This is a genomic window from Gordonia sp. KTR9 (assembly GCF_000143885.2).
GTDB lineage: Bacteria > Actinomycetota > Actinomycetes > Mycobacteriales > Mycobacteriaceae > Gordonia.
Window position 1 is genome coordinate 2,751,105 of record NC_018581.1, and the last position, 23,626, is coordinate 2,774,730.

Annotated in this window: 19 protein-coding genes and 1 pseudogene; 5 read left to right on the plus strand and 15 right to left on the minus strand. The window is 67.2% G+C overall.

The window, feature by feature from the left end; translation table 11 throughout:
• Positions 1–16: 16 nt before the first annotated feature.
• The 12 genes from KTR9_RS13305 to KTR9_RS13360 form a co-directional block, all read right to left on the minus strand.
• Positions 17–496, minus strand: coding sequence for an SRPBCC family protein (locus KTR9_RS13305; RefSeq protein WP_044506668.1), 480 nt, complete (start codon positions 494–496; stop codon positions 17–19).
• Positions 496–1,530, minus strand: a complete 1,035-nt coding sequence (locus KTR9_RS13310; RefSeq protein ID WP_014926772.1) for an LLM class F420-dependent oxidoreductase — start codon at positions 1,528–1,530, stop codon at positions 496–498. The genes KTR9_RS13305 and KTR9_RS13310 overlap by 1 nt, the downstream gene beginning before the upstream one ends.
• On the minus strand, positions 1,527–1,937 hold the full coding sequence (locus tag KTR9_RS13315; RefSeq protein WP_014926773.1) for a nuclear transport factor 2 family protein: 411 nt from the start codon (positions 1,935–1,937) through the stop codon (positions 1,527–1,529). Before KTR9_RS13315 ends, KTR9_RS13310 begins: the two co-directional genes overlap by 4 nt.
• The gene (locus tag KTR9_RS13320; protein ID WP_014926774.1) at positions 1,903–2,904 is read right to left on the minus strand and encodes a DMT family transporter; all 1,002 of its coding nucleotides are present in this window, start codon (positions 2,902–2,904) and stop codon (positions 1,903–1,905) included. Before KTR9_RS13320 ends, KTR9_RS13315 begins: the two co-directional genes overlap by 35 nt.
• On the minus strand, positions 2,901–4,043 hold the full coding sequence (locus KTR9_RS13325) for an MSMEG_0565 family glycosyltransferase (protein WP_014926775.1): 1,143 nt from the start codon (positions 4,041–4,043) through the stop codon (positions 2,901–2,903). The genes KTR9_RS13320 and KTR9_RS13325 overlap by 4 nt, the downstream gene beginning before the upstream one ends.
• The gene (locus tag KTR9_RS13330) at positions 4,040–4,888 is read right to left on the minus strand and encodes a carbon-nitrogen hydrolase family protein (protein WP_014926776.1); all 849 of its coding nucleotides are present in this window, start codon (positions 4,886–4,888) and stop codon (positions 4,040–4,042) included. The genes KTR9_RS13325 and KTR9_RS13330 overlap by 4 nt, the downstream gene beginning before the upstream one ends.
• A gap of 40 nt (positions 4,889–4,928) precedes the next feature.
• Entirely contained in the window at positions 4,929–6,389 is a 1,461-nt protein-coding gene (locus KTR9_RS13335; RefSeq protein ID WP_014926777.1) for an MSMEG_0567/sll0787 family protein, read from the minus strand.
• 1 nt (position 6,390) lies between these two features.
• Entirely contained in the window at positions 6,391–7,446 is a 1,056-nt protein-coding gene (locus tag KTR9_RS13340) for an MSMEG_0568 family radical SAM protein (protein WP_014926778.1), read from the minus strand.
• A 320-nt stretch (positions 7,447–7,766) separates the two neighbouring features.
• Positions 7,767–9,038, minus strand: coding sequence for an MSMEG_0569 family flavin-dependent oxidoreductase (locus KTR9_RS13345; RefSeq protein WP_014926780.1), 1,272 nt, complete (start codon positions 9,036–9,038; stop codon positions 7,767–7,769).
• On the minus strand, positions 9,035–9,505 hold the full coding sequence (locus KTR9_RS13350) for an MSMEG_0570 family nitrogen starvation response protein (RefSeq protein WP_014926781.1): 471 nt from the start codon (positions 9,503–9,505) through the stop codon (positions 9,035–9,037). Before KTR9_RS13350 ends, KTR9_RS13345 begins: the two co-directional genes overlap by 4 nt.
• Complete coding sequence (locus tag KTR9_RS13355; protein ID WP_014926782.1) at positions 9,498–10,409, minus strand: carbon-nitrogen hydrolase family protein; 912 nt, start codon at positions 10,407–10,409, stop codon at positions 9,498–9,500. The genes KTR9_RS13350 and KTR9_RS13355 overlap by 8 nt, the downstream gene beginning before the upstream one ends.
• A gap of 13 nt (positions 10,410–10,422) precedes the next feature.
• Positions 10,423–10,947 (minus strand): MSMEG_0572/Sll0783 family nitrogen starvation response protein, encoded by a 525-nt coding sequence (locus tag KTR9_RS13360; protein WP_010842625.1) that lies wholly within the window; start codon positions 10,945–10,947, stop codon positions 10,423–10,425.
• A gap of 727 nt (positions 10,948–11,674) precedes the next feature.
• Here KTR9_RS13360 and KTR9_RS13365 point away from each other — a divergent pair.
• Positions 11,675–12,723: pseudogene (locus KTR9_RS13365) on the plus strand (IS110 family transposase).
• A 121-nt stretch (positions 12,724–12,844) separates the two neighbouring features.
• Positions 12,845–13,531, plus strand: coding sequence for a ZIP family metal transporter (locus KTR9_RS13370; protein WP_010842624.1), 687 nt, complete (start codon positions 12,845–12,847; stop codon positions 13,529–13,531).
• Between the two features lie 406 nt (positions 13,532–13,937).
• Here KTR9_RS13370 and KTR9_RS13375 read toward each other — a convergent pair whose 3' ends face one another.
• The 3 genes from KTR9_RS13375 to KTR9_RS13385 form a co-directional block, all read right to left on the minus strand.
• Entirely contained in the window at positions 13,938–15,512 is a 1,575-nt protein-coding gene (locus tag KTR9_RS13375; RefSeq protein ID WP_238553854.1) for a DUF6924 domain-containing protein, read from the minus strand.
• A 289-nt stretch (positions 15,513–15,801) separates the two neighbouring features.
• Positions 15,802–16,197, minus strand: coding sequence for a PLD nuclease N-terminal domain-containing protein (locus KTR9_RS13380; protein ID WP_014926787.1), 396 nt, complete (start codon positions 16,195–16,197; stop codon positions 15,802–15,804).
• Positions 16,198–16,398: 201 nt separating this feature from the next.
• Complete coding sequence (locus KTR9_RS13385; RefSeq protein ID WP_014926788.1) at positions 16,399–17,514, minus strand: alpha/beta hydrolase; 1,116 nt, start codon at positions 17,512–17,514, stop codon at positions 16,399–16,401.
• Positions 17,515–17,638: 124 nt separating this feature from the next.
• Here KTR9_RS13385 and KTR9_RS13390 point away from each other — a divergent pair, with 124 nt between their 5' ends.
• Genes KTR9_RS13390 through KTR9_RS13400 form a run of 3 tightly spaced genes read left to right on the plus strand, consistent with a single transcriptional unit; the run spans position 17,639 to position 23,414 of the window.
• The gene (locus KTR9_RS13390; RefSeq protein WP_014926789.1) at positions 17,639–19,153 is read left to right on the plus strand and encodes a DUF3375 domain-containing protein; all 1,515 of its coding nucleotides are present in this window, start codon (positions 17,639–17,641) and stop codon (positions 19,151–19,153) included.
• A complete protein-coding gene (locus KTR9_RS13395; RefSeq protein ID WP_014926790.1) occupies positions 19,150–20,073 on the plus strand; it encodes a DUF4194 domain-containing protein in 924 nt (307 codons plus the stop codon). Before KTR9_RS13390 ends, KTR9_RS13395 begins: the two co-directional genes overlap by 4 nt.
• Complete coding sequence (locus KTR9_RS13400) at positions 20,070–23,414, plus strand: ATP-binding protein (protein ID WP_014926791.1); 3,345 nt, start codon at positions 20,070–20,072, stop codon at positions 23,412–23,414. Before KTR9_RS13395 ends, KTR9_RS13400 begins: the two co-directional genes overlap by 4 nt.
• The last annotated feature ends 212 nt before the right edge of the window (positions 23,415–23,626 follow it).

The following is a 23,626-nucleotide window of genomic DNA, read 5'->3' on the forward strand; positions in this document are numbered from 1 at the left end:
CCCGAGCCGCGACCACTCACCGAGAGCCACGACCGGCGAGAACACGGGCGGCTCGCTCGAGATCGGCCCGCACCGCTCGCGCGGTGGGCCACCGCGCCGCGGTCAGCACCAACCCGCCGATCGCCGGCACCGTCAACACCGCCTCGGCATGGACATCGGTGCCCCCTTCTCGGCTCCCACCGTCACGCTCGGCGAAGGTCAACGTCAGGACCGCGTCGACCGACCGCCACCGCCCGATCTCCTGCCACACGCGATGCGCCTGGCACACAGTCACTTCCATCAGCGGTGACACCCCGGGTACGACGGTGACGTCGGTCCAGCTCGTCCCGGCGTCACCCGCCCGGTCACCGATCGGCCGCAGGTCGTCGACGCGCCGCAGACTCGATTGCCACTCCGGACGATTCGCCGGGTCCGCGAGGTAGTCGAAAGTGACGTCGAGCGGCGCGTCGAAGGAGACCACCGCATCGATGACGGTGACACGGGCGGGGGAGAGCATCACCGGATCAGGTCGGCGAGCTGTTCGACCTCGGCGACGCTTCCCGGCGACACGAGCATCATCGTCACCCCACACGCTTCCCAGACCTTGATCTGTTCGCGCACGTGGTCGAGGTCGCCGACGATCGCCGAGTCGTCCACGACCGCGTCGGGGATGATCTGTGCTGCTTCGTCTTTGCGGTTGTTCCGGAACAGTGCGGTCACCTCGTCGACGACGTCGGAGTACCCCATGCGGCGGTAGACCTCGGCGTGGAAGTTGGTGTCCTCGCTGCCCATCCCGCCCATGTACAACGCCAGGAACGGCTTGATCGCGGCATAGGTGCCCGCACGGTCGTCGGTGACGACGATCTGGGCGGTGGCGCACACCTCGAAGTCCTCGCGGCTGCGTCGTGCTCCGGGGCGCGCGAAGCCCTCGTCGAGCCACTCGTTGTAGGTGTCGGCCATCCGTGGCGTGTAGAACAGCGGCAGCCAGCCGTCGGCGATCTCGGCCGCGAGCGCGACGTTCTTCGGCCCCTCGGCACCGAGCATCACCGGGATGTCGCTGCGCAGGGGATGGGTGATCGGCTTGAGCGTCTTGCCCAGTCCCGATGCGCCTTCACCGTTGTACGGCAGCGGGTAGTGGGGTCCGGCGCTGCTGACGGGGGCTTCGCGGGCCCACACCTGGCGCATGATGTCGATGTATTCGCGGGTCCGGGCGAGGGGCTTGGCGAACTTCTGCCCGTACCAGCCTTCGACGACCTGCGGCCCCGACACCCCGAGTCCGACGATGTGCCGCCCGCCGGACAGGTGGTCGAGGGTCAGCGCGGCCATCGCGCAGGCGGTCGGGGTACGGGCCGACAACTGCAGCACCGACGTCCCGAGCCGGACACGTTCGGTCGACGACCCTAGCCACGCCAGTGGGGTGTAGGCGTCGGATCCCCAGGCCTCGGCGGTGAAGATGCTGTCGAAGCCGGACGCCTCGGCCGCGGCGACGATCTCGGCGTGATGGGTCGGCGGTTGCGCGCCCCAGTAGCCCAGTTGCAGACCGAGTTTCACTGGACAGCCCCTTCGGAGTCGGCAGCGGCTTCGGCGGCGATCTGATCGAACTGCGCGCCCATCGCGGCGGCGACGGCCTGCGCACCCGACAGCGGGCGGACCATGACCATGAGGTCGTCGATCTTGCCGTCGTCGTCGACGTGGATGAAGTCGCACCCGGTGATCTTCTTGCCACCGACCACGGCCTCGAAGACGAGTGCCGAGTCGTGTCCGCCGGCGTCGTTGATCTCGCGGATGTAGCGGAAGTCCTCGAAGACCCGCAGCACGCCACGCAGGATGGCCGACGTGATCGCCTTGCCCGGGTACGGCTTGAACGCGACCGGACTGGTGAAGACCACGTCGTCGGCGAGCAGCGCGCTCATCACCTGCTCGTCACGTGCCTCGACGGCCTCTCGGAACTGCTTCATACGTCGACCTCCCTGTCGATGATTCTGAGTCGACGCTAATGGATGCCGGGCCGGTCGATGTAGGAAGGCGAGGAGCCAGGAGTACGAGCAAGGCCATCGCGAGCAGTGCGATGCCCACCCATCCGACCGCGGTGATCGGTTCGGCGAGCACCACGACGGCCAGCACTGTCGCCACGGCGGGCTCGATCAGGGTGATGGTGGTGGCGGTCGAGCTGTCGATCCGGCCGAGCCCGCGGCTGAACAACACGTACCCGAGGAACTGCGGGACCAGGACGAGGTAGGCGAGGACACCGAGCGTCTCGGGGTGCGCGACCACCGCAGGTACGCCGAGCGCGACGATCGGCAGCAGCAAGACCCCGCCCAGACCCATGACGGTCCCGGCCGCGGCGCCGCGCGGCACGGAGCTGTTCATCAGTCGACGCATCGACCACGACAACCCGGCATAGGTGATCCCGGCGAGCAACCCGAGCCCGACGCCCAGCGCGGCCGACTGATTGCCCGACAGCGCGTCCCCGTGTGACGACTCGCTCCGCGACAACGCCAGCGCCGCGCTGCCGACGATGCCGAGCAGGCAGGCGACCGTCCATCGCGGGGTCAGCTTCCGACCCTCGGCGACCCGTTCGATGACCGCCGACACGAGTGGTGCCGACGCCAGGGACACGACGGTGCCGAGCGCGACGCCGCCGACGCGCATGGATCCGAAGAAGCACAGCGGGTAGATCATCACGCAGATCCCGCCGAGGAGCGCGACCCGCCACTGCGCGGTCACCTGTGACCATGAGCGTCGAATGGCCCGCGCGTTGACAGACGCCTGCAACAGGCCGCCACCGCACATGGCCACGGCACCGATGGTGACGGCACTCAGCGCGGGGGCCATCGCCGCCGCGGTACCCGACGTGCCCCACAGGATGGCCGTGAGCGCCACCGCCAGCATCCCGGCGCGTTCGTTCCTGCGCGAGTCGCTCATTCCCGCGTGTCGATCCGCCCCGCCGGATGCGGGTGCCGCGCGTAGAACTCGAGGTGCCGGCGCGCCGCGTCGTCCCATGTCAGGGAGGCGGCCAGGGCACGTCCCGACACCGTGCGGTCGGGGTCGGGCGTGAGCGACGCCTCGAGGGCGGACGCCAGCTCTCCGACGGTCGAGGCATAGGCGACGGTCTCACCGAACACCTCGCGCAGGATGGGGAGGTCTCGCGCGACGACGGGCCGTCCCGCGGCGAGGGCCTCCATCGCGGCCAAGCCGAAACCTTCTTTGACCGACGGGAACGCGAACACTCGGCAGGCGGCGACGAGCGACGGGAGGTCGTCGTCGGGCACGTTGCCGAGCACGAGCGGTTCGACGTCGAGTTCGGCGCGCCGACGGTCGAAGTCGGCACGGTAGTCCCGGTAGTCGAACAGGGTCTCGCCACCGGCGAAGACGAGCGTCAGTTCCGGATGAACAGTGCGTAGAACGGCATACGCGTCGAGCAGGTCGATGCTGCCCTTGCGCGGTTCGATCCCGCCGACGGCCAGCACGTAGTCGCCGAGCCGATCCGACCAGCGTCGGCGCGCTTCGGAGGCGACGGCATCATCCGACGCCGCGTCGGCGAAGCGTTCATACGCAACGCCGTTCGGGATCACAGTCGGGGTGAGGCCCCAGCCCGATTCGACCTCGTCGGCGACCGCGCGCGACACACAGATCCGCGCATACGGATTGACAACGGCCTTCTCGTGGCAGTCGACGAGGATGGGCGTCGTGAACTGGTCGAGGTGGTGGATGGTGCGGATACACGTCCCTACGGCGTTGGCGCTGATGCAGTCCTGGGCGTGCACGATGTCGTAGGCACCGGGATCGAAGGCCGCCCGCAGGGTGTCGATGGACCGGACGATGCGTTCGGTGATCGTCTCGTTCTCGCGATCGGGGAAGGTGACGAGCCGCACCCGGACAGCCGGATCGACGGCACGAAAGAAGCCCTCGTCGCCGCCGCGGGCCAATGACCACACCGTGACATCGACGCCGAGCCGGGCCATCGCCTCGGCCAGGTTCAGCGTGTGGACCACGCCGCCACGGGGTTTCGTCGAGTAGGTGAGCAGTGCGACGCGCGGTGACGGATTCGGCGCCCCGGTCATCGCTGGTCCGCCGACGTCGTCGACCGGTAGGTGTCCGGCCGGAGTTCGCCGAGATGACTCAGGACCCGCCGGGCGCGGTCGACCTCGGCATCGACATCGACTGTTGCCGTGGCCAATCCACCCTTCGATCGGGTGGTGGCCAAGACGTCGCCGCCTGGTCCGACGACCTTCGCCTGTCCGAGGAAGCGCAGCGAACCCATCACGCCCGTCTGGTTCGACGACACGACGAAGACCTGGTTCTCCGCAGCTCGGGCGCAGTCGTAGAGGTCGAACAGGCGTGACTGCCGGTCGGCGGGCAGGCGAGCGGCACGGTCCGTGACGCTGGCGGGCCATGCGGACAGCGCCGCGATGATCCGCGCCCCGTCGAGGGCCAGCGTGCGCGCCGACTCCGGAAACGTCTTGTCGTAGTCGATCAGCATGCCGAGGCGGCCGACCGGGGTGTCGAAGGCGCCGAACCGGTCACCGGCCGCGTATGCGAGTTCCTCGCCCGCGGGCTGATGGACTTTGCGGTGCGTACCGAGAATTCCGTCTCCGTTGACGCAGACGGCGGTGTTGAACCGCTGGTCGTCGACGGCTTCGGTGTAACCGATACACACCGTCATGTCGCCGGCGGCGGCGGCGATCGCGGCGAGTTCGGGAGCGTCGGGGTGAAGGGCCGGCGGCAGTTCGGCCGGGTCGGGGTGGCGCAGGTCGCCGAGGTAACCGCCGAGCGAGGCGTCGGGGAAGACGAGGAGGTCGACGCCGTCGCGTGCGGCGGATTCGATGATGCCGACCGCTTTGGCGACACCGCGTTCCACGTCGCGTCCGAAGTGCGCGGCGAGGGCGCCGAGGGTGACCGTCCTCATGGGCGAACTGTACCGCTGGGGTCCGATACCGGGTGTGGACTCATGCGCTGCCCAGCCCGGTGACGGTCGACGCGACGGCGACGGTCGTCTCACCGTCGGGCCACCGCAGCCGCACGCCGGGTTCGGAGGTCAGCCGGCCGCAGTCGGCGGTCGTCACCGGGTCAGGCGCGGGGACCGCGGATCGGGCGCCGGCACGGTTGGTGCTGAGCATGGCGTATCCGGGGAAGCAGGTGAGCCACGCGCCCATCGAGGCATCGTCGGGTCGCGGCACCGCCGTCACATCCAGTTCGGCGCCGGTTCCCGACGCTTCGGCGAGCATGCCCAGTGTTCCGACGATGCCGGCCATGCTGACGTCCTTGGCCGACGCGGGTCGGACGTTCGCCAGGTGCGACGCCATGGCGCACAGTTCGTCGCTGCTGCGGGAGCTCGTCGAGTCCCACTGGCGGTCGTGATAACCCGGTCGCCAGGAGCCGCCGAGGTCGGCATGGAGGGTCACGGTGTCGCCGACGGCGCCGCCTCCGGCTCGCAGCGGACGATCCGTCGTGCCCAAGGCGGTCACCGACAACGCCGACGGCACGCCGACCTGGGTGTGTCCACCGAGAACGGGTGTGCGCCACGCCGCCGCGGCCGAGCTGATGCCCCGGATGATGCGGGTCAGGTGTGACGTCGTGGGCGCCCCGACGGCGTCGAGCAGACCGAGTGGTCGAGCACCCATGGCGCTGAGGTCGTTGATGTTGACGAGCACCGAACACCAACCGGCCCATTCGGGATCGCGTTCGATCATCGACGGGACGATCGCGTCGCAGGCGGCGATCACATCGGTGCCGGGCAGCGGAACGCCGTCGTCGCCGCGGAATCCGGCGGATCCCAGTCCGCCGGGCATGTCGGCGAACGGCGCGAGCGCCTCGGCGAGAACCGCTTTCGTCCCGTCGACCGTGCGTTGAACTCGGTCGACCGGGTAGCGCATCTCCCGATGCGACCGCCCTTCGATCTGCGGCCCCGGGCCGTGATCTTGCCAGCCGAGGCGGACGAACATCGGTGCGTACCGATCCTGGACGGTGGCGTCGAACCGCAGTGCACCGAGCTGCTCGACGTGCGCGCACGCCGCCCGGACGAGTGCTGCGCCCAGTCCGGCGGTGTGCCCCGCCTCGGCGACGACGAGCCGACTCCCGAACCACCAGCCGATGTCGGCGTGTGCCGAGCCCGCCCACGGTGTGGGGGCGACCCGCACCCCGCCCGCGATCGTTCCGTCGGGCAGGGTGGCGACGAGGACCGTGGTCCGTGGGTCCTCGTCGGTGTCGTCGAGATCGGTGTGCTCGAAAAGTGCCTGGCGCTCGACGAATTCGTGGTGTCGTAGCGCCCGATACGCCGCCAGTTCCCGGGGGCTGTCCGCAACAGTGATGAGGAACTCGGACCGGGGAGCCGTTCGCGGCAGTCCGGACAGGATCGACAGTTCGCCCGGCAGTGGAGTCGCTGCCGAAACGCGGGGGATGGACAGCATCTCAGCCTCCGACCGTCGGCAGCACGCTGCACGCACCACACGCCGCGCAACCCGCCCGCTGCTCCGACCCGGACATGCCGATGAAGCACAGGTGACCCGCGACCTCACGGCTGATCTTCTCGACGATCGCGGGATCGGGTGCGGGAGCATTGTCGACGTCGACGGCCAGGGTCCCCACGTGACGCCGGAACGGCACGATGAACGGGTACACCCCCATATCGGCCAGTTCCTTGGCGCCGGCGATCATCTCGTCGGTGTCCTCGCCAAGACCGACCAGCAGGTAGGTCGACACCTGGTTGCGGCCGAACACCCGGACCGCCTCGGCCCAGGCCGCGCGGTACTCCGCCATCGGTACCGTCGACTTGCCGGGCATCCAGCGGCGCCGCACGTCGTCGTCGAGCGATTCGACGTGAATCCCGATGGCGTCGGCGCCGGCCTCGCGGAGTTCGGTCAGGACGGCGAGGTCCGCAGGCGGCTCGCATTGGACCTGGATCGGCAGTTCCGGCACCGCCTCCTTGATGGCTCGGACGCACCGGGCGAGGTGGCGGGCTCCGCGATCGCGCCCGCCGCTGGTGCCGGTGGTCATGACCATCTGGGTGACGCCGTCGAGATCGACCGCCGCACGGGCGACTTCGGCGAGCTGCTCGGGCTTCTTCACCGCGATCGTCGAGCCCGACTTCAACGATTCCTCGATCGAGCAGAACCGGCAGCGCTGATCTTCGGCGTAGCGGATGCAGGTCTGGAGAACAGTCGTGGCCAGCACGTTGCGGCCGTGCAGGCGGGCGATCTTCTCGTAGCTGACGCCCTCGGCGGTCTGCAGGTCGTAGAACCGCGGACGTCCGATGGCGCTGACCTCGACACCGATGTCGACCCCGTCGTACAACACTCGGTCACCGTCGAAGACGAACGGACTCTGCGGGTTCCGCGGAATCGCCGCGTGCAGCCCGTCGACCATCAGGTGACCGTCGTCGCTGGGCCCCGCACCGCCACTGCGCTGCAACGGCGGGTCACCGCGAATACCGAGCAACGCCAGGTCCACTCGTGTGGATACCGTCATGGGTACTCTCTTTCTCTGCTCCCTGAGGTGTGAGGAGCGCTAGCGACGAGCCTCGAAGGGTCTGGTGAGCTACCTCGCGACTCGACCCACCGCTCCCTGAGGTGCGAGGAGCGCTAGCGACGCCCCCACCGCTCCCTGATGTGCGAGGAGCGCTAGCGACGAGCCACGAAGGGTCTGGCAAGCTACCTCGCGACTCGACCCACCGCTCCCTGAGGTGCGAGGAGCGCTAGCGACGCCCCCCATTGCTCCCTGAGGTGCGAGGAGCGTTAGCGACGAGCCACGAAGGGTCCCGTGAACCCCCGCGACAATCTGAACCAAAATCACTGCGCAGCAGCCAGATACGGCTGCCCACTCCGTACCGCCTCGACAACGTGCTCCGCCACATACCGCGCGTCGCGATCGATACCGAGGAACCGTCCGGACCCCCAGGTGTGCATCCACGGCAACCCGACGAAGCTGAGTCCGGGAACCTCCGTGATCCCGCGGGTCTGCATGGGCCGACCGCCGCCGTCGAAGGCGCTGGCCTCGATCCACCGGTAGTCGGGCCGGTAGCCGATCGCCCAGATTATGGACGTGACGCCCTCGGCGGCGAGGTCGAGCTCGGACGGATCGACGTCCGGAACCCATACCGGTTCGTACCGAGAACCCTTGGGCGCGTCGATGCCGTGCTTGTCGATGTGACGGTCGATGTCGCCGCAGATCGAGTTGTACACGGCGTCGGCGCGGTCGAGGGCAGCGGTCAGGGTCGGCGCGAACCGCAGCGTCGAGTCCTTGCCGTCGGTGAGGACGCCGTAGAGCTTCATGCCCTCGACGGCGAATCGTCGTAGGTCGATGTCGCGGCCTCCATCGCGTCCGGTGACGTAGTGGTTGGTCTTCTCCTGTGCGGCCCGTCCGCCCGGGTACTCCTGGGTCGGGGTGTCGTAGAGGCCCATGTCCGACAGCCATGTCATGCAGTCGCGGCCGCGGTAGAAGCGCGCGACCCGCGGCGCATTTCCGATCGCGAGGTGCACCTGCCGGCCGGCGAGGTGCAGGTCTTCGGCGATCTGCGTGCCCGACTGTCCCGATCCGACGACCAGCACAGCACCGTCGGGGAGTTGCTCGGGATTGAAGTACTCCTCGGAGTGCACCTGGTGCACTGCCAGATCCAGCGACGGCGCGAACGGCGGCACCACCGGCAGCGGGTATCCACCCGTCGCGATCACGGCCTGGTCGCAGGTGATCGAATGGATCCCGTCGGGGCCGTCGAGTGTCAGCTCGAACCGATCACCGGACAACCGCTGCAGCCGAGTGACTTTCGTGTGCTCGACGAGCGGTGGTTCGAACGTCTGCAACCACCCGTGCAGCCACTCCACGACCTCGTCGCGGGTCATGAACCCGTCCGGTTCCGGACCGTCGTAGGTGTAACCGGGGAGTTTGCAATGCCAATTGGGAGTCACGAGGGTGAAGTTGTCCCAGCGCTTGTCGGCCCACGCATGCACTGCGGTATCGGCTTCGACGACCAGATGCTCGACGCCGGCCTGTCCGAGGTACCAGCTGACCGAGAGCCCGGCCTGTCCGCCGCCGATGACCACGACCGGCACGTGTGCGTTCATAACTGCTCCTCAGTGTTGGCTGGGCCGGGTATCCCGCTGGTTGAGCCGGGCCGGAGCGAAGCGACGCTCGCGTCCCCTCCGCTGGTTGAGCCGGGCCGGAGCGAAGCGACGCCCGCGTCCCCTCCGCTGGTTGAGCCGGGCCGGAGCGAAGCGACGCCCCGAGTCGAAGCCACCTCCGCACCCGGCAACGGCGGGTACATCGAGACCACCTCGACCTCTGCCGAATCGGGGTGCCGGGCGGCGTCGACGGCGATCTCCTCGGCCGACGCCGCCGCGGACGTGCACGCGAAGCCGTACTTGGCGCGGACCCGTGCGCTGGCCTCGTCGAGTGCGGTGGTGGCACGGGACCGGAAGTCGTCGACGCGGTAGGTACCTGGCGCGAGATGGTCGTGCAGCACGAGGCTGGGGGAGTAGTACTGGCGGAACAGTCCGTCGGGCCAGCGCACCTGGACGGTCATCTCAGGCATGAGCGAGGTCCCGCCAGGCGAAATCGGCGCCGGCGTCGGAATCGCTGTCGGTTTCGACGAGCATGCCGTACACCTCGGGCCGGCGGTCCCGCAGATGGAACATCCCGGCACGCATGGCGGTGAAGCTCTCCGCGATGTCCACCTCGGCGACGGCCAGTCCGCTCCCGAGAAGCGTTGTGTCGAGGATGTTTCCGCCCGGGTCGACGATCTTGGCGTTGCCGACGTAGCGCAGCGACCCGAACGTCCCGCTTTGATTAGAAGCCACCCAGAACACCTGGTTCTCCAGGGCCCGCGCGGTGTCGAAGAGGTTGAACCGGTAGGTCCACCGATCGTCTTGGAGGTTCTCGGCGGTCGCGGTGCGCGCGGCCGGCCATGCGGACAGGCTGGCGATGATCTCGGCACCCTTGAGCGCCATGATCCGGGCAGCCTCGGGAAAGGCCTTGTCGTAACAGATTTGGAGACCGATACGTCCGACCGGGGTGTCGAAGACGCCGTATCCGTCGCCCGACGAGTACGACATGTTCTCGCCGAGCGGCTGGTGCACCTTGCGGTAGCTGCCGTAGATGTGGTTCCCGTCGAGGACGGCGGCTGCGTTGTAGCGGGTCTCGCCGTCCTCGCCGAGTTCGCAGAATCCGATCGCCACCACCAGATCGCCGACGATGGACTGCACCCGAGCGATCTCGGGTCCGTCGAGGGAGATCGCCGGCGGCAACGACCGGGCACTGTTCTTCCGGGTGTCGCCGTGGTTGCCCAGCGACGACAGGTATCCGCCGATCGCCGCTTCCGGGAACACCAGGAAGTCGACTCCCCGCGTTCGTGCTTCGCCGACGTACTGTTCGATCGTCGCGTAGTTCTGCTCGAGGTCGCGGGTGAAGTTCGCCGCGACGGTTCCGATGGTGGTCATGTGTTTCGGATCCTCAGACCATGTAGGTGGAGTTGATGATTGCGCCCTTCCGGGCGTAGTGGATGAGCGCGTCCTGCACGTCGAGCGGGTGTGCCGGGATGACACCTTCGATCAGGTCCTCCTCGCGTCCGCCGTGCAGTGCGAGGCCGAAGCGACAGCAGAACACGGTGCCGCCCTCGGAGATGAAGGTCTCCAGCGAGTTGTTGATGTTCTGCTCGCCGGGGAACCCTGAGTCGCCGGTAGTCGGGAATCCGCGTGTGGCAAGGCAATTGATGGCGCCCGGACCGTAGAAGTACATGGCCGACTCGAAGCCCTTGCGAAGTGCGCGTGTGGCCTGCAGGACTGCGACGAAGGACACCGACGACTCGTGTGCGATGCCGTGCACGAGGGTGAAGTAGGACTCACCGTTCTCGGCCTGATAGTCCGGGAAGATCTTCGTACCGCCATAGATGCTCGAGCCCTTGGGAAGTGAGGGGTGCGGGATCTCCGCCAGCGACGCGGCGATGTTCTCGGTGATGGTTTCGTCGAAAGAGGGCACAAGAACTCCTGGGATGGCGAGACGGTGTCTGCAAGTGTTCGGCCGCATGGCGGCTCGACGTGCGAAGGTGGGATCGGGCATCATTGCCCGGAGTGGTTCGACCGGAGATCCGGTCTGATCGAGTAGCGATTGTTTGCTACGACACTCAGTTCACTCGCCACCGATTACCGAATGGTTTCCGGCGGAATAAAGAAACCGCAGAATCGTGTAACACGACCCTGGTCGGTCGACCGACACGCACGGCCCCGGCCGAGCAGACAAAAATGTCCGACGAACCGGTCGGGTCGGGGGTCTGACCGGTTCGTCGGACATACACAGTGTATCCCTCGTGCCCCAGCACGGTCCATCGAGGTATCCGCAATTCTGTGACCTGTTGGATTGCAGATCCTTCATCGCCTCTTGCTCGCTGAGATGCGAGGAACCACCTCTTGCTCCCTGAGGGGCGAGCACCACCATGTGCTCCCTAAGGTGCAAGCAACCACCATTTGCTCCCTTCAGTGTCAGGGTTGTGGAGCCACGTGAGTGGTGATTGGGTTTCGTCCACCGGGTGTTTGGCTCTCTTGCTCCCTGCCACCCCTGCTGGGTTGGTGTTGCCTCATCGTGCCGACATCTGGTGTGACGGACCGGCCGGCGTGACTTGATAGGAGCGTGGCAGCGCCCCTCCACTGAAGTATGTCCACCGACCGGCCCGACTGTCCGCCCACCCTGTGACAGGAAGGCAAGCTCCATGATCGTCATCGGTGCTGATGTTCACAAGCGCTCCCACACCTTTGTCGCCGTCGATGACGTCGGCCGCAAACTCGGATCCACGGTCGTACCCACAACGACCGCCGGTCATCACACAGCACTGCGCTGGGCCCACGATAGGTTCGGTCACGAACTGCTCTGGGCCATCGAAGACTGCCGCAACATGTCCGCCCGCCTCGAACGCGACCTACTCGGCGCAAAGCAGAAGGTCGTGCGGGTCACCCCGCGGTTGATGGCCGAACACCGCCGCACCGGGCGTGAACGCGGTAAGTCCGATCCCATCGACGCGTTGGCTGTGGCGCGGGCCGCCGCCCGTGAACCTGATCTGCCGGTGGCCTCCCACGATGACGTGTCGTATGAGGCCAAAGCGCTGGTGGACTATCGGGAAACCCTTGTGCGGGACCGCACGTCGAAGATCAACCGGGTGTTGTGGCGGGTGCATCAACTCGACCCCGAATACCACATGCCTCGGGGCGGGTTGACGCTGAACAAACACCAGAACAACCTCGCGGCGTGGCTGATCGACCGCCCCGGGATCGATGCCCGACTGGCCCGCCACGAGGTCGCCGCGATCATCGCATTGACCGCTGAGATCAAACAGGTCACCCGCGAGATCACCACCCTGGCGCGCGACGCAGTGCCGACGTTGATGACGATGCCCGGTTGCGCGGAACTGACCGCGGCGAAACTACTCGGCGAATCCGCCGGCATCACCCGCTTCGGCACCGAGGCGCATTTCGCCCGGCACGCCGGAGTCGCACCCGTGCCGGTGTGGTCAGCCAACCCCGGCCGCCACCGCCTCACCCGCTCAGGGAACAGACAACTCAACGCCGCCCTGCACCGCATCGCTTTGACCCAAGCCCGCATGCCCGAGTCCCTCGGCCACACCTACTACCAACGCAAACGCGACGAAGGCAAACCAAACGCGAAGCCATGCGCTGCCTCAAACGACGCCTGGCCCGCGTCGTCTACAACAACCTCACCCTCGACCACCACAACCGCACAACCCCACAACAAGACGCCGCTTGACATAGGAGCTATGAGGTGCGAGGAGCGCAAGCGACGAGCCACGAAGGGTCCACGCAACCAACGGTCACCACCCCGCGTGCCGCACTCGCCATCGACCGCGCCACGAGGCAACCTTGTCCTCATGCTCACCGCGGTTCTGTACGGTCTCGCGACCGCCGTTCCCATCGCAGTCGGCGCTGCAATCGGGCTGCGCTGGAATCTGCCGAATCCGATCCTCGCGACCCTGATGGCGTTCGGTGCCGGGACGATGATCGCGGCGGTCTCGACCGAACTGTTCGAACCGGCTTTCACCCAGGCCGGCACCGGGGTCGCGGCGATGGCGCTGTTCTCCGGCACCGCGGTCTACGTCGTCGCTGACCGGCTCGTCGAAACCAAGCTCGGGTCGTCGGCCATCGGACCCGCGCTGATGATCGGCGTATTCCTCGACGGCGTCCCGGAGAACACCGCGCTCGGCGTCTCGCTCACCGCGGGCGGTTCGCTCGTGCTGGTAGTGGCGATCGCGGTCGGCAACGTCCCCGAAGCGGTGAGCGGGGCGTCGTTGATGCGTCGCGAGCACGACGCCTCGATCCGCTCGGCGCTGGCGATGTGGTTGTTCACCGCCGTCGTCCTGGTTGCGGTCACGGTGGGCGGGTACGCGGTGGCCGACGCCATCTCACCGACCGCGATCAGCGTGGTGCAGGCGTTCGCCGGCGGCGCGACGCTCGGGGTGCTGGCAAACTCGCTGATGCCGGAGGCCTACCGCGAGGGCGGATGGTGGGTCGGCCTCGCGACCGCCGGTGGTTTCCTGCTGGCGTTCGTGCTCGGCTGACTGTGCCCACCGCTCCCTCAGGCGGACCCGCCACGACCCTGACGCGGGTCGTCACTCCGGCAGCAACAAGCCCCGCCACTGCCCGAGCCAGCCGTGTGTTTCACAGTCATGAGCTTGCCGACGGCTGCGGCATGAGGGACTTGGGCGCTTAGTCGTGCAGCACCAGCGAGGTCGTGACGGGGCCGTATCGAGCGAGTGAGTCGACGACGGTCTCCAGGCGAGCTGCGTCGACGCGGCGGATGTCGAAGATCAGGCAATCATCTCCGGTGACCCTCTGGGTGGAAATGACCTATGGCTGGAGCCACGCCTGAACCAACGAGCGCGGAGAACGGTGCGGCTGGGTGCAGTGACGGGACACGCCATCAAGTCTTCGAAACGCAGGTATTGCAATACATCCGGACATGCCTCACGACGGCGTGGAGGGTTGGTATTGACGGAGCATCGCGGCTTCGAGCGTCCCGGTGTCGGGATCGATCACCAGACTCCAATGTCCGCCCCGGATCTGGACGAATCCATGCCGGCACATGCCTTCCCGGGCGGTTGCTGCCAAGTAGTCCTCGACTCCGACGCGGATCTCGTTGGCGGGAGGGTCGTCGAGCGCAGCCACTGAGTCGTGGACCTTCGTTCGGGTGGTCTCGTAGACGACCATGGACGGGTGGTCCACCTGAGGCAGCTCCTCGGCGAAGCGGGCCAGTGCCGGGGTCGACCGGTTGGTGGCACTGAGAGCGAGGAGTTCGTCGCGCTGCAGGATCGCCACATGCGGCGGCGACGGCGCGAAGCCACGAAAGACCCCATCGTCATCGACGGAGTCGGCGAAGTCACGAAAATCCATATTCGAGATCGAGAGGTTGTTCTCGACCGACTGCATCTGTTCAGGTATGACGCGGAAGGTCCGGCCGGGCTCGTGGCCGAAGTCGGTGCGGCCGCAATCGACCACCAGGATCGCCATCTCGGGATGGAACATCGTGACCGAATCAGCAACGAACGCATAGTAGGGCGGGTCGTCACCGATCCGCTCGACAAGGGCCTCGACTGTCAGACCGTCGTTGTCTCGGTGGTCGATACACGTCAGCCCCGCCTCGAAGGTGGACTCGTCGTCCATGCCGCTGTCCACGGGCGCCATCGCGGCCAGAGCGATCTCGCGCCAACGTCGGTCGTCGCTGAAGTCGGTGCGCACCAGTAGCGACACGCCGTACGAGTCGTGCAAGTAGTCATCGAGGTCACGACCGATACCCAACGCGGAGACGATCTCAGCCTCCTCAGCAGCTTCCTGACGGGCCGTGGTTGCGTCCCGAATGTCACCGACGGCGCCGGGCGGGTCTGGCAACCCCAGCTCGGCGAGAACACGATCGGCGTCGTCGGCGGAAATCTCGTTGTAGGAACGCAATTCGACAGTCCACGGCCCGATCGTGGTGCGTGCACGGGGTGAGTAGAGCTCCATCGAGAACCCCACCTCGGGCTCTCCCAGCTTGGTCAGCCAGCGGCGGATCCCGAACTGGGGTGAACTTGCCGTCACGGTCACATCCAGTGCACCCGACAAGGGGTCACCGTCTGTTGGTGACGCGGTGACCTGCATCGGCACCCACCCGATGTGGGTCGGCGGCATGTTCATCAGTTCCTGCATCTTCTGCTGGTGTTCGAGCTGTTCCCGTGACTCGAGGTACTCCTCGAACTCGACTGCCGGCCCATCCCAGGTGAACAGGGCGGGGTCAAAGTCCTCGTCGAGCACCGGCGATTCCATCTGCACCCACTGCTCGCCTTGCCTCCATGAGAGCGCTATCCCCAACTCGGCGTCGAGCACCATCGTGATCGTCGGACCGCCGTAGGAATCGTCGAACTCCACCTGCCAACCCCGCCGGCCCCGAACCTCGGCCTCGATCAACTGATGCGGTTCACTGAAACGCGGTGGCCGTCCCGTCAGTTCCATTGGGGTCCAACTGCGGTACGCGGTGAACAACACCGTCGGAGACACGCCCGTCACTGCGACAAGGCGGTTCGGGTGCTTCGCGGTGTGGACAGCGACGCCATCCCCACGGAATACGTACTCGTCGGTGGCACTCTCGATATAGGAGGGTGACCCGTCAGCGACCTCCATCCGCCACGACGTGGGCGGAGCGAACCACACAGAGCTGGCTGTCCCGTCGCTGGAATACACGGTGCCACGGGCCGTTCGACCCATCGTGCTGTACGACAAACCCCGGATCTCTGGCCACGATGTCATACCGACAACCTAACTGCCGTACCTCGATCCGGCCGCCGTCTTCTGCGCTCTACGTGGTGGTCGGTGGCAGACCTTCGTCGTCGGTGCGGTCGGTCCTGTCGGCGGCTCGTTGCTGTTCGCGCGCGGTCCGACGTTGTTGTTCGGCGCGTTCTCGCACCTGCCGGAGGAACTCCCGGTCTGCCTCAGGGTCCCGCGGAATGTAGCGGCCGGGGTGGTCGTATTCCGGGAACTCACTGGTCGCGCCCGAGTGCTGCCGGCGCGGTCGTTCATCGGCGGTGGGGCGTCCGACCGCCAGCCATACCAGCGCGCCGGCCAGTGGGATCATCACCACCAGCACCACCCAGGCGAACTTGGGCAGCCCGCGCACGGCGGCGTCGTCGGTCTTGATGATGTCGATCAGCGCGACCACCAAGATCACCAGGTAGATCAGCCCGAGATACGGCATGTCTGTCCCCTCTTCTGAGCGTCGGTCACCACATCGGCCGTATCCACAGAGGAGGTCCGTTTGAGGCTCTTGGTTCGTCCAACATAAACCGCTGTCACGATCCGCCCGCCCGGGAGGCGGCGACCAGGGATCTCGGCCTGGCTACGTTCGCTCCCCACGACACCCGGCGACGACGACGCCTCGACGATCCGCGCGGCGAACTCAGTGCGTCTGCGCAGCGTCCGGATCACCCTCAACGTGCCCGTCCGCCAGCTCCGACAACGCCCGGAACACGCGCTTCGACGCCTCGGCCCACGGCATGAGGATGGGGAAGACGTGGAACATGCCGGGTTCTTCGATGGCGTGCGTCGGCACCTCCGACGCCTCGAGCCGTGCGGCGAAGTCGCGTATGCCGTCGCGGAACATCTCGCTGCCGCCCCAGCAGACGAAGGTGGGCGGGAACCACGACGGGTCGGGTTCGGCGTTGACGGGCGAGACCCGCGCGTCGTTCGGCTGGACACCGTGCAGGTAGGGAGTGACCGGGATGCTCCAGGGCAGGATGTCGTATTGGGCGTTCTCGGTGATCGACGGATGGTCGAGGTCGAGATCGATCTCGGGGGAGAACAATGCGAGTGCGCCTGGACGAGGCAGATCGTGGTCGTGAAGGTAGGCAACCAGCGACGCCGCGAGCCCACCTCCGCCGGAGTCACCGGCGACGATGATGTGATCCGGGTCGACGCCGCGGCCCAGTAAGCCCCGGTAGACGTCGGCGGCGTCGTGAACACCTGCGGGAAAAGGAAATTCGGGGGCCATCCGGTAGTCGGCGATGAACACCTCGTGTCCGGCGATGCGCACCAGCGACGCCGCGAAGGCGGAGTACATCATCGGCGAGGTGCCGATGTATCCGCCGCCGTGCAGGTAGAGGATCGTCGCGCCGATCTCTTCCTTGTCCTTCTCGTCGTCGACGTAGGCGTCGGAGCTGGCCTTGGCGCGACACCACAGCCCGGGAACCCCGCCGACGATGTCGTCGGTGAGTTCGACGCCGTCGGTCAGCTCGACGAAGGGCGGCATCACGATGCGGCACAGGTCGTCGAGGATCTTCTCCATCGACCGGAACTCCTCGATCGGCAGTCCCATCGAGTAGCCCATGAACGCGCGGATGGTCTGGCGGGTGACGGACTGGCCGACGTTGTCGAGCAATCCGGATGGGCCCGACCAGGGCTTGCGGAACGGCACCCGCGCGAGGCCGTTGATCATGCTCTGCGCGAGGCCGACGACCGTCAGCGCGGTCACCGGCGCCGACGCGGTCTGGACCTCCGGACGATCAGCCATCACCATGCGCCTCAGGGTAGCGACGCGCGTCTCCCGCGGCTGGACACGCGACCCACCGGGTGGGGCCGCGGCCGCCAGGCGTGGCAGACTACCCGGGTCCTCTAGTCCCCGAGATCCCCGTGAGGCGGCGATGGAGTTCTCAGCCTTCCCGGCTCCGGTCGAGGCCCCCGGCGCGTCGAGCGCCCCCGAGTCCGCGCAGCTCACGCTGGCCGACGCGTGGGAATCGAACCGCTCGATCCAGAAGTCGGCGGTGGGTCGGCTCTTCGCGGCCACCAACTCGGCCCTCTACGTCACCTTGATGGAACGCCACCTCGACTACGGCACCAAACTGTCGGAGACCGAGCTGTCGGTGCGCCTCGATCGCGACCTCGCCGACCTCGAACTCACCGACCAGGCCAACGGCCTCGAACTCGTCAAGATGTGGGCTCGGCAGGGCTGGCTGCACCGCGTCACCGACACCACCGACCCGAACGCCCCCAACCTGTGCCATCTGACCAGCGAGGCGCGGTCGGTCCTGGACTTCATGCGCCGGCAGCGTCGTGAGGATTCGATTGCCACCGGCGGCTCCATCACCGGGATCGCCGCCGAGCTCCGACGCGTCGCCGGCCAGGTCAGCAACGATCCCGACCAGATCCGCTCGGAGATCGAGGCGCAGATGTCCGACCTCGACGCCGAGCTCGCCGACCTCGACGCCGGCCGACGCCCGCCCGTCGACCTGCGCGTGGCCGAGGACGCGGCGCGCACCATCGGCTACCAGATGGAGCAGATCATCTCCGACATCGGCCAGTACGGCACGATGCTCGACCGCATCACCACCGCCCTGCTCGACGACCCGGGCGACTCCGACCTCGCCTACCGCGACCGTCAGCGCCAGCTCTTCGACGACTACGAGGCGCTTCTAGACTCGCCACAGTCCGCGTCGTACCAGGCGTTCTCGCAGATGATTCAGGACCCGGAGCGTCGGGCCCGCCTCAAGCACGACATCGAGACGATCGTCGACAACTTCCCGGCCATGGACGCCGGCCTGCGGTCGGTAATGGACAACTTCTTCGGCCTCGTCACTCAGCAGATGGCCGAGGTCGGACGCACTCGGCAGAGGTGTGCGCGCCGTATTCGACGCTTCGTCGCGTCCGGGACCCTCGAGCAGAGCCGCGGCCTGGCCCGTCAGCTCAACGACGCCCTCGCCACGGCCAACGAACTGCTGAAGACGTCCCTGGCCGACCGTCGGATCGGGTACGAGCTTCCCCTCGCCACGCCGACGGTGAACTCCATCGGCCGGCTCGCCTTCGAGATCCGCGAACACGTACCGCCCGCACCGGCGCTCCCGGCCGCCGTCGACGCCGATCTCACGTCGTTCGCGTCACTGTCCGGCCAGGTCGACACCACCGAACTCACCGACACCGTGAACGCCGCGGTCGCCGCCGGACCCGTCGCCCTCGCCGACGTCATCGGTGGACTCGAGGAGCCGTACCTCGCGCACGTCATCGTGCTGTGGTCCTGGGCGTCCAAACAGCAAGCGGCGGGGGAGAAGGTGCCGATGACCACCGTGCGATTCCGGTCCCTCATCGGAGACGACCACGCCATCGAAGTGCCCGACCTGACCTTCACCGAACCGATTCCGACTGCGGAGGTCGACGCCGAATGACATCTTTGCCCCCTGAGGTGGACGCCGACTCTTCGCTCCCTGAGGTGCCAGGGGACGACCCTCTGCTCCCTGAGGTGCGAGCGAAGCGAGCCTCGAAGGGTCCCGACACCGACCCTCTGCCCCCTGAGGTGCGAGCGCAGCGAGCCACGAAGGGCGCCCCAGAGACCGACGAATTCGCCGGCTTCGACGACCTGCCCACCGTCGCGAACCGCGCGGCGTCGCACACGCCGGACGCACCGCGCTTCGACGGCGACGTCAGCGAGCTGCCCGACCGCGCGTGCTGGGCGCTGCAGAACCTGTTGACCCGCCGCTACATCAGCGGTGACCGGCAACCGCAGCTGTGGTCGTGGGTCTCCGAGTACCAGGACGCCCTGCGCGGCCGCCTCTCCGAACTCGACCTCCGGCTGCGGATCGTCGACGAGCTGCAGGTCGCCTTCGTCGAGCAGGCCGGTTACGACTCCCGCTGGGGCCGAAAGATCCTCAAGCGCGAGACGATTCACACCTACGACGCGATCTTGGCGCTGCACCTGGCCAAGTACGTGCGCGCCGCCCGCGATGAGTCCGTCCTGATCACCCGCGAGGAGATTCACGAGCTGTTCGCCGGCGTCACCAACACCATCGACCGCGACCTCGCGCTCTTCGACAAGCGCATCGAACGCGCGCTCGACAAGATGGAGGAGCTCGAGTTCCTGCGCAAGCAGCGCGACGATGCCGACACCTTCATCGTCAGCCCGGTGATCTCCGCGGTGATGACGGCGTCGGTGATCACCGACCTACAGCGGCAATTCGAGCAGTTCATCGGATCCGGTGACACCGGGGAAGTGCCGCCGGAGGACCTCGCCGACGAGCCGGCCGAGCGCGACGACGACGCGGCCGATCTCGACAACGCCTACGGAGACGACGAAGGAGACGACTGGTGAGCGGGCAGGTCGACCAGTACCACCTGTCCCGGTTGCAGCTGATCAACTGGGGCGTGTTCGACGGATATCACTCGATCCCGTTCAGTCCCAACGGTTCTCTGATCACCGGCTCGTCGGGTAGCGGCAAGTCGTCGTTGCTCGACGCCATCTCGCTGGCGTTCCTGCCGGATCATCGGCGCAACTTCAACGCCTCGGGTGATGCGACGGCGGCCGGATCCTCCAGCGGCAAGCGCACGGTGGGCAAGTACGTGCGCGGCGCGTGGGGCGAGCGGCGCGACGGCACCAACGCCCACCGCGAGATCATGTACCTGCGCGGTACCGGCCCGGCGTGGGCGGCCATCTCGGTCACCTATACCTCCAGCTCCGGCGAGGCCATCACCGGCCTCGTCTTGAAATGGCTTGCCGCGGGCAAGATGACAGATGCCCACAGTTCGTATTTCATCTACGACGGCGACGCCGACATCGTCGAGGCCTGCAACGAGTGGGCCGCCAACAACTACAACTCGGCCAAGTTCCGCGACCGCGGCTGGCGCGGCGGACCCGGCGAGGGCAAGTACCTCTCGACGCTGTACTCGCTCATCGGCATCCGCGGCTCCGACGCCGCACAGCAGCTCCTCGGAAAAGCCAAGTCGCTCAAGAGCGTCGGCGGTCTCGCGCAGTTCGTGCGGGAGTTCATGCTCGACGCCCCGACCAGCATCGTCGGGATCGCCGACGCCCTCGACCAGATCGACCCGCTCGTCGAAGCGCGTGAACTGCTCGACGTCGCGCGCCGCAAGCGCACCATCCTCGGCAACATCGAGGAGGTGCACGAGCGGTACGCGGGGGAGGCGGCCACGTTCTCCGTCCTCGACACCATCGACAACACCACCATTCGCAGCTACGTCAACAACCTGCGGATCCGCAACGCGGAGCCCGAGGTTGCCGACCTCGACGACCAGATCACCCGCCTCGACGGTGATCTCGCCGCGCTGACCACCCAGCACGACCAGCTCCGCCAGGACCACAGCCTGCTGCTGTCCCGGATCGCCACCTCCACCGGCGATCTCGCTCCGCTGCGCGAACAGCTCGGTGGCGCACAGAAACTCAGCACCGAGGTCACCGCCCGACGTAACGCGTACGAGGACAAGGTCTCCGCTCTCGGCTTCACCCCGCCCACGCGGGCCGAGGGATTCTGGCTGCTCCGCGAGGAACTTCAGGAGGAGGCCACCAAGATCGACGGCCAGCTCGACGCCGGTCGCGCTCACTATGCCGAGGCGCTGGCCAGCGAGGTCGCTGCTCGTACCCGCCGCGACGCCGCGATGGAGGAACTCGGCCGCGTCGAGAACGCCGGCTCCGCGCTCCCGCGCACCGAGCACGAGATGCGCCGCGTCATCGCCCACGGCCTGCAGATCGACGAGTCCGAGCTGAAGTACGTCGCCGAGCTCGTCGAACTCGATCCCGACGAGGAGCGCTGGCGTCTGGCCGTTGAGAAGGTGTTGCGCAACGTCGGCCTTCGTCTATTGGTGCCCGACAAGCACTTCCGCGCCGCCCTGCGCTTCGTGAACTCGCACGACATGCGCGGCCGGATCCAGCTGCACCAGGCCGATTCTCGCCCAATGCCGGTCCTCGAGCCAGGGACTCTGGCCTCGAAGCTCCGTCCCGTCGATGCCTCGCACCCGGGTGCGGCCGAGGCGATGACCGTCCTGTCGAAGCTGGGCAGCCACATGTGTGTGGACAGTCCTGGCGAGTTTTCCCAGTACGCTAAGGCCGTCACCGACCAGGGGTTGCGTAAGGATTCGGCAAAGCTCGCGGTGAAGGACGACCGCCAGCAGTTGCGCCGGTCGCAGTACATCTTCGTCGGCGACGTCGCGTCGAAGATCGCCGCGCTTCGCGACGAACTCGACTACGAGGAGCGGGCGTTCGAGGATGCCCGTCAGGATTGCGCCGAGCTCGATCGGGAGCGCAGCGCAAAGGAGAAGCGTCGCGACGCGTATCGCCGTGTGTGCGAGCAATTCACGCAGTGGAACGAGATCGACGTCGACTCCGTCGATGACCGCGTCGACCAGCTCACCGATCAGTACGACCTGCTGATCGAGGAAAACCCCGACGTTGAGGCGTTGCAGCGCAAGGCTGAAGACCTGTGGGAGCAGGTGCGCAACGCGATTTCGCAGGCAGCGCTGGTCAAGGACAAGATCGCTCGCCAGGACTCCCGCCGCACCCAGCTCCTGGACCTCATCGACCGGTTGAAGCCCGAAGACGTCCCCGCCCAGGCGGAGAAGACCCTCGACGGGTTCCGCGAGGACCTTTCGGCGACTCTCGACGTGCTCAACCCGGAGCCGTACCGCCAGGAGATCGTCAAGGCCGCGAGCCGTGAGCGCGACCGCATGCGTTCGGATGCTCGACGCTCCCGCGACGAGCTGGCCCGCATCCTCGACACCTACGACGAGGAGTTCCCGGACGCCATCCCCAACGACAGCGACGACTTCGACGAACGCCTTCACGACTACGTCGCCGTCTGCCGCCGAATCGACGAACGCGAGCTGCCCGCCGCCTACGAGCGGATGCGCCGTCTCATCACCGAGCAGGCGCCGGGCGCGATCCTGGGCCTGCACATGGCCGCCGACGCCGAGGAACGACGCATCGTCGAGCAGATCGAGCGCGTCAACACCGGCCTCGGTGCGGTGGCGTTCAACCGCGGCACCCGTCTGCGGCTGCGACCCGGTCGCAAGAAGCTCGCCGCGGTCGAGGAGCTGACCGAGAAGGCCCGCCAGATCTCGAACCGCGCGACGGCGGTGAGCTTCGGCGATGAGCAGGCAATCCTCGAGCAGTACTCCGACATCCTGCTGCTGCGCGAACGTCTCGCCGGCAATACCCCGGAGGACCGCCAGTGGACGCGCGACGCCCTGGACGTGCGCAACCGCTTCGACTTCTACTGCGAGGAACACGACGCCGAGTCGGGGGAGACCATCCGCACCTACTCCAACGCCGGCGACAACTCCGGTGGCGAGCAGGAGAAGCTGATGGCCTTCTGTCTCGCCGGTGCGCTGAGCTTCAACCTGGCCAGCCCGCACGGCAACGACAACCGGCCCATCTTCGCCCAGCTGATGCTCGACGAGGCGTTCTCCAAGTCCGACCCACAGTTCGCACAGCAGGCGCTGTCGGCGTTCCGCAAGTTCGGCTTCCAGCTGATCATCGTCGCCACGGTCCAGAACACCAGCACGATCCAGCCGTACGTCGACAACGTCGTGATGGTGTCGAAGACCGAGGCTGGGCCTGAGCTGCGGCCAATTGCTACCGCTACTTCGACGGGGATTAAGGCGTTCTCGGAGTTGAGGCGGTCGGGGAGTCAGTTGCCCGTCTAGCGCTGTGCTAGCCGAAGATTCGACGGGCATCCCTGCGCAGTTGAGCCGCCCGCGAGGTGCCCAGTTGCTAGTCGAGCTGTCGACAAAGCGTTCTCTACGCTGGTTAAGCCGTCGACGAGCGCTCCCACTGCCGCTTGAGCCGTCCAAGAGCGGCCCTTCTGCTGGTTGAGCCGTCGACGAGCGCTAGCGAGGAGGCGTGTCGAAACCACCTG